At 75.8% G+C, this 5,004-nt stretch carries 5 protein-coding genes; 3 read left to right on the top strand and 2 right to left on the bottom strand.

What is annotated here, in order from left to right:
• Positions 1–19: 19 nt before the first annotated feature.
• Positions 20–871, bottom strand: a complete 852-nt coding sequence (locus N866_RS14225; RefSeq protein ID WP_034227504.1) for an SDR family oxidoreductase — start codon at positions 869–871, stop codon at positions 20–22.
• Positions 872–1,070: 199 nt separating this feature from the next.
• Between N866_RS14225 and N866_RS14220 the strand changes: the two genes are divergently transcribed.
• The 3 genes from N866_RS14220 (at position 1,071) to N866_RS14210 (ending at position 3,071) form a co-directional block, all read left to right on the top strand.
• The gene (locus N866_RS14220; protein ID WP_034227499.1) at positions 1,071–1,913 is read left to right on the top strand and encodes a universal stress protein; all 843 of its coding nucleotides are present in this window, start codon (positions 1,071–1,073) and stop codon (positions 1,911–1,913) included.
• A gap of 64 nt (positions 1,914–1,977) precedes the next feature.
• A complete protein-coding gene (locus N866_RS14215; protein WP_052023086.1) occupies positions 1,978–2,487 on the top strand; it encodes an aminoacyl-tRNA deacylase in 510 nt (169 codons plus the stop codon).
• A 158-nt stretch (positions 2,488–2,645) separates the two neighbouring features.
• A complete protein-coding gene (locus tag N866_RS14210; RefSeq protein WP_245612600.1) occupies positions 2,646–3,071 on the top strand; it encodes an STAS domain-containing protein in 426 nt (141 codons plus the stop codon).
• Between the two features lie 93 nt (positions 3,072–3,164).
• Here N866_RS14210 and N866_RS14205 read toward each other — a convergent pair.
• On the bottom strand, positions 3,165–5,004 hold a 1,840-nt coding region (locus N866_RS14205), incomplete at its 5' end, for a S9 family peptidase (protein ID WP_034227498.1).

The following is a 5,004-nucleotide window of genomic DNA, read 5'->3' as shown; positions in this document are numbered from 1 at the left end:
GGGGCAGGAGGGGGGCGGGTCAGGCGCGGCGGGCGCTGCGGACCAGGACGTCGCGCAGGGACAGCGGGCGCCGTCCGGTGACCTGCTCGACGTCGTCGGTGACCCGCGCCATCTCGCCCGCGGCGATCGCCGTGTACGTGGACACCCAGGCGTCGACCTGCCACGACGGCGCCCCGAACGCCTGCCGCGACGCGTACGCCTCCTCCAGCGACTCGTCGACGTAGCGGACGTCGCGGCCGGTGACCTCGCCGATCGTCGCGGCGACCTCCTCCAGGCCCAGGGCCTCGGGGCCGGTCAGCTCGTAGGTCCGGTCCACGTGCCGGCGCGGGTCCAGCAGCACCGCGGTGGCGACGCGCGCGACGTCGGCGCGGGCCACCGCCGCGAGGCGACCGTCCCGCGCCGGGCCGCGCAGGGCGCCGTCGTCGGCGACGAACGCGGGCAGCATCTCGAGGTAGAGGTTGTCGCGCAGGAGCGTGGTGCGCAGGCCGGACCGGCGCAGGTGCTCCTCCGTCGCCCAGTGGTCGCGACCGAGCAGGAAGGTGCTGTCGGGCGCGGCGCCGCAGAACGACGTGTAGACGACGTGCTGCACGCCAGCCTCGGCGAGGTCGTCGACGAACGCGCGGTGCTCGCCGACCCGGTCCTCGCTCTCGGCGCCGGACACCATGAGGACCACGTCCAGGCCCTCGAGCGCGGGCGCGCAGTCCTCCCCGTAGGCGACGCGCCGCACCTCCGCGTCGGGCAGGTCGGGCGCGTTCCACGGCGAGCGGACGAGCAGGCGCTGGGCGATGCCGGCGTCGGCGAGGGCACGGGCGACGAGTCCGCCGACGTGCCCGGTCGCACCGGTCACGCCGACGGTGGGAGAGGACGTCATGGTCACGAGCCTCGCACGACGGGTGGGCGGAGCGGAATCGCCGGCCGCAGGGCGGGCACCGCCGGACGGCGCCCTCCGGCGGGCAGGGCGGGGGCCGCGGGACGTTCGGACCTCGCGGGCCGACGCCGACGCGTGGACGGTGGAGGTGTGGAGCAGGGCGCACGCCCGCCGGCGTCGCCCCGACCGAAGGGAGACGGCCGTGATCCGCCCCGTCGTCGTCGGTGTCGAGGGCACCGCGTCCAGCACGCCCGCACTGGTGTGGGCAGCCCGCACCGCGCGCACGCGCGGCGTACCCCTGCACGTCGTCCACGCGGTCGGGCTGCCCGTCGTCGGCCTGGAGACCTTCTGGGACGACGAGGTCGAGCGGGCCGCGAAGGAGCTCGTCGAGCAGGAGGCGGAGCGCGCCCGCGAGGCGGCGCCCGGGCTCGACGTCGTGCCGGTCGTGGACCAGCAGTCCCCCGGCCGGGCGCTGACCCAGCGGTCGAACGACGCGCAGCTCGTCGTCGTCGGGACGCACCCGCTCACGGTCACCCAGCGGCTCTTCTCCGGTTCGCTCGCCTACCAGGTGGTCGCCGGCGCCCACTGCCCCGTGGCGGTCGTCCCCCATCTCGCGAGCGAGGCGACGGACCGGGTGGTGGTCGGGGCCGACGGCTCCGCCGACTCGCTGGCGGCGATCCGCGCGGCCGCGGCGGAGGCGGACCGCGCCGGCCTGTCGCTGCACGTGGTGCACGCCTGGCAGCAGCCGTCGGTCTACGTGGACGTCGCGCTGCTCGCCGACTACGACCACGTCTTCGAGGACGCCGCCCGCGTCCTGCTGGGCGAGTCGGTCGCGGGCCTCGGGGAGGACTACCCGGACCTCGTCGTCACCCAGGACCTCGTGCAGGAGCAGCCGACGACGGCGCTCCTCGACGCGGCCCAGGACGCCCGGCTCCTCGTCGTCGGCAGCCGGGGGCTGCACGGCGTGGCCCGGATGCTGCTGGGCTCGGTGAGCCACGCGGTCGTCCTGCACGCCCCCTGCCCCGTGCTCGTGGTGCGGGGCTGACGGCGGCCGGGAGGAGAATGCCCGGGTGAGCGAGACGAACCCTGGCACCGAGCGGTCCGACGCCGTGCCTGCGCCCGACGCGCCCGCCGTCCCCGTGGCCGACGGCGAGGCGCGCGCCGTCGCGGCGCTCGACGCCTCCGGCCTGCGCTACCGGCTCGTGCGGCACGGCCGCGTGCGCAGCCTCGCCGAGGCGGCGGCCGCCCGGAAGGTCAGCCCGTCGCAGGTGATCAAGACGATGGTCGTGCGCCGCGGCGACGACGACTACCTGTTCGTGCTCGTCCCGGGTGACCGTCAGATCTCCTGGCCGCTCCTGCGCGAGGTGCTCGGGGTGTCCCGCCTGTCGATGCCCGACGCCGACGTCGCGCGCGAGGTCACCGGGTTCGAGCGCGGCACCATCACCCCCTTCGGGTCGACCCGGCCGTGGCCCGTCGTCGCGGACGCCCGCGTCGCCGGCCGGGCGGTGTCGATCGGCGCCGGGGCGCACGGCGTCGCCGCCACCCTGGACGGGTCGAAGATGGTCCTCGCGCTCGGTGCGACCGTGGCCGACATCACGGAGCCCGAGCCGCAGGGCTGAGGGCCCGCTGAGGCGTCTCCGCAGGTCGGAGCGCCCCTCTGCGGGTGGCCGGGGTGCACGTGTCAGGGCCCGGCCCTACGCTCCACCGGGCGGTGACCGGACGGACCGGACCCCGCCGGGACGTCCGCGGACGACCACCCCGAACCGGAGAGGCCCTCGTGACCGACGACGACGCGACGACCGTCCAGCCCCAGCCGTCCGAGCCCGCCACCGCCGCCCCGCCGGGCGGCACCCCGGGCGGCGGCCCCGTCGGAGGCATCGACGTCACGGAGGCGTCGGGCCGGACGCTCGTGCGGATGTGGGGCGAGGTCGACGCCGGCCTGCGGGACCAGGCCAGCCTCGCGATGGTCGAGTGCCTGCGGCGGCCGCTGCCCGTGACGATCGACGCCCGCGGCCTGACGTTCATCGACTCGTCGGGCCTGGCGTTCGTGCTCCAGCTGCACAAGGTCGGCCAGGAGGACGGCGCGCCGATCGTCCTGCGCGACGCCCCCGGGCTGCTGCTGGACCTGCTCGACATGATCGGGATGACGGGCGCGATCACGCTGGAGACCACCGACGGCGGTCCCGCGGTCCTGGTGCCGTGACGACGACGGGGCCCGCACCGGTCGGTGCGGACCCCGCGGGACTCGGCCCGGCGTCGGGCTCGGCCCGGCGTCGGTCTCAGGCCGGCGTCCGGCTCAGCCGAGCGTCTCCGGCAGCGCCGGGGGCTCCTGCCCCAGCACGTGCTCGGCGAGGAAGCCGCTCACCACCTGGTACCAGACCTTCGCGTGCTGCGGGGTGAGGATCCAGTGGTTCTCGTCGGGGTACAGCAGGAACCGGTGCGGTGACCGTCCGCGGGCATCCGCGGGCAGCCCGGAGGAGGACAGCAGCTCGTACCAGAGGCGCAGGCCCTCGCCGATCGGCACCCGGTAGTCCTTGTCGCCGTGGATGACGAGCATCGGCGTGACGATGTTCTGCACGTACCGGTGCGGGGAGTACCGCTCGGCCATCTTCGGGGACATCTCCCGGCCCCAGTAGTAGGCCGCGTCCGTCGTCGGGCCGAACTGGTCCAGCGCCCACAGGCTCGCGTGCGTGACGATCGCGCTGAAGCGGTCGGTCTGGCCCGCGACCCAGTTCGCCATGTAGCCGCCGAACGAGCCGCCCATCGCGGCGGTGCGCGTCGCGTCGACGTCGTCCCGGGCGACCGTGGCGTCCGTGATGGCCATGAGGTCCGTGTACGGCGCGGCGCCCCAGGCGCCCCAGCCGCGCTGGACGAACTCCTGGCCGTAGCCGGTCGACAGCGCCGGGTCGGGCAGCAGCACCGCGTAGCCCTGGGCGACCAGCAGCCACGGGTTCCACCGCCACGACCACGCGTTCCACGACCCGAGCGGCCCGCCGTGGATCCACAGCAGGAACGGTGCCGGCGTCTCGGCGGAGGCGCCGTCGGGCAGCGCGAGCCAGCCGCGCACCTCGCTGCCGTCCTCGGCGGTGGTGCGGACCTCGGTCAGCGTGCCGGGCAGGGTGGGCGGCGGCGCGGGCGCGCGCAGGACCGTGACGGTGCCGCGCTCGCGGTGCTCGTCGGCGACGAGGTGGACCCGCACGGGGTGCGCCGGCGCCAGGTAGGACGAGCGCAGCGCGTAGACGACGCTCGCGTCCGGGGCCACCTGCAGGTCGGAGTACGCGGAGTCGTCGTGCGTGAGCTGCTCGACCGTGTCCGCGGCGAGGTCGACCGTGAAGACCGGGGCCCGGCCGTCCTGGTCGGCGGTCACCACGAGGCCCGTGCCGTCCGGGAGCCACTGGTGGCCCGTCGTCCAGCGGTCCCAGTGGGCGACGAGCTGGCGCGGCCGGCCGGGCTCGCGGGACTCGCCCTCGAGGGGGAGGAGGTGCAGCGTCACGTGCGGCGCCTCGTCGGGTGTCGCGAGGGACTCCCGCACGTAGGCGACCGCGGTCCCGTCGGGCGAGATGACCGGGCGGCCGAGGTCCGCCTCCGGGTCGTCGACGAGGACCGTGCGCTCGGCGCTGTCCAGGTCCAGCCGGACGAGGACCCGCCGCTGGGCGCCGCGCGCCTCGCTGACGTCCCACGTCGAGACGACGAACGTGCCGTCCGGGCTGAAGTCGTACTCCGCCTCGCGCAGCGCACCGCCGGGGGCGGGGGTGAGGTCGGAGACCTTGAGGTGCTCGGTGCTGCGGCTGGCGACCTCGACGGACCGGGCGACGTCGTCGCCGGCGGAGAAGTGCCAGCCCAGCAGGTGGGGCGCCTCCGGGCCGAGGTCGTGGTCCCAGTACCGGACCGGGTAGCCGTCGTGCAGGATCGCGCTGACCTTGGTGTCCTTGCGCAGGGTGCGCAGCCGCTCGTCGTCGGCGCCGTCCTTCGCGCTGCGCAGCATCTGCGTCGCGAAGATGACCGCGTAGGACGACCGGGCGGTCTTGACGCCGCTGACACCGCCGGGGCGGGTCGCCACGATCCGCGCCTCGCCGCCGCCCGCGGGAAGGACCCACAGGGCGGGCTTGTCGAGCGGCTTCTCCGAGTCCTCCGTC

Origin of the sequence: Actinotalea ferrariae CF5-4 (genome assembly GCF_000603945.1) — a bacterium.
GTDB classification, from domain to species: domain Bacteria; phylum Actinomycetota; class Actinomycetes; order Actinomycetales; family Cellulomonadaceae; genus Actinotalea; species Actinotalea ferrariae.
The sequence above is the reverse complement of the archived record's forward strand: the minus strand, read 5'-3'. Positions and strand labels throughout refer to the sequence as shown.

Excerpts from the sequence above, each read along its gene's own strand:
- N866_RS14225 (WP_034227504.1), bottom strand. The coding sequence starts at position 871 with ATGACGTCCTCTCCCACCGTCGGCGTGACCGGTGCGACCGGGCACGTC.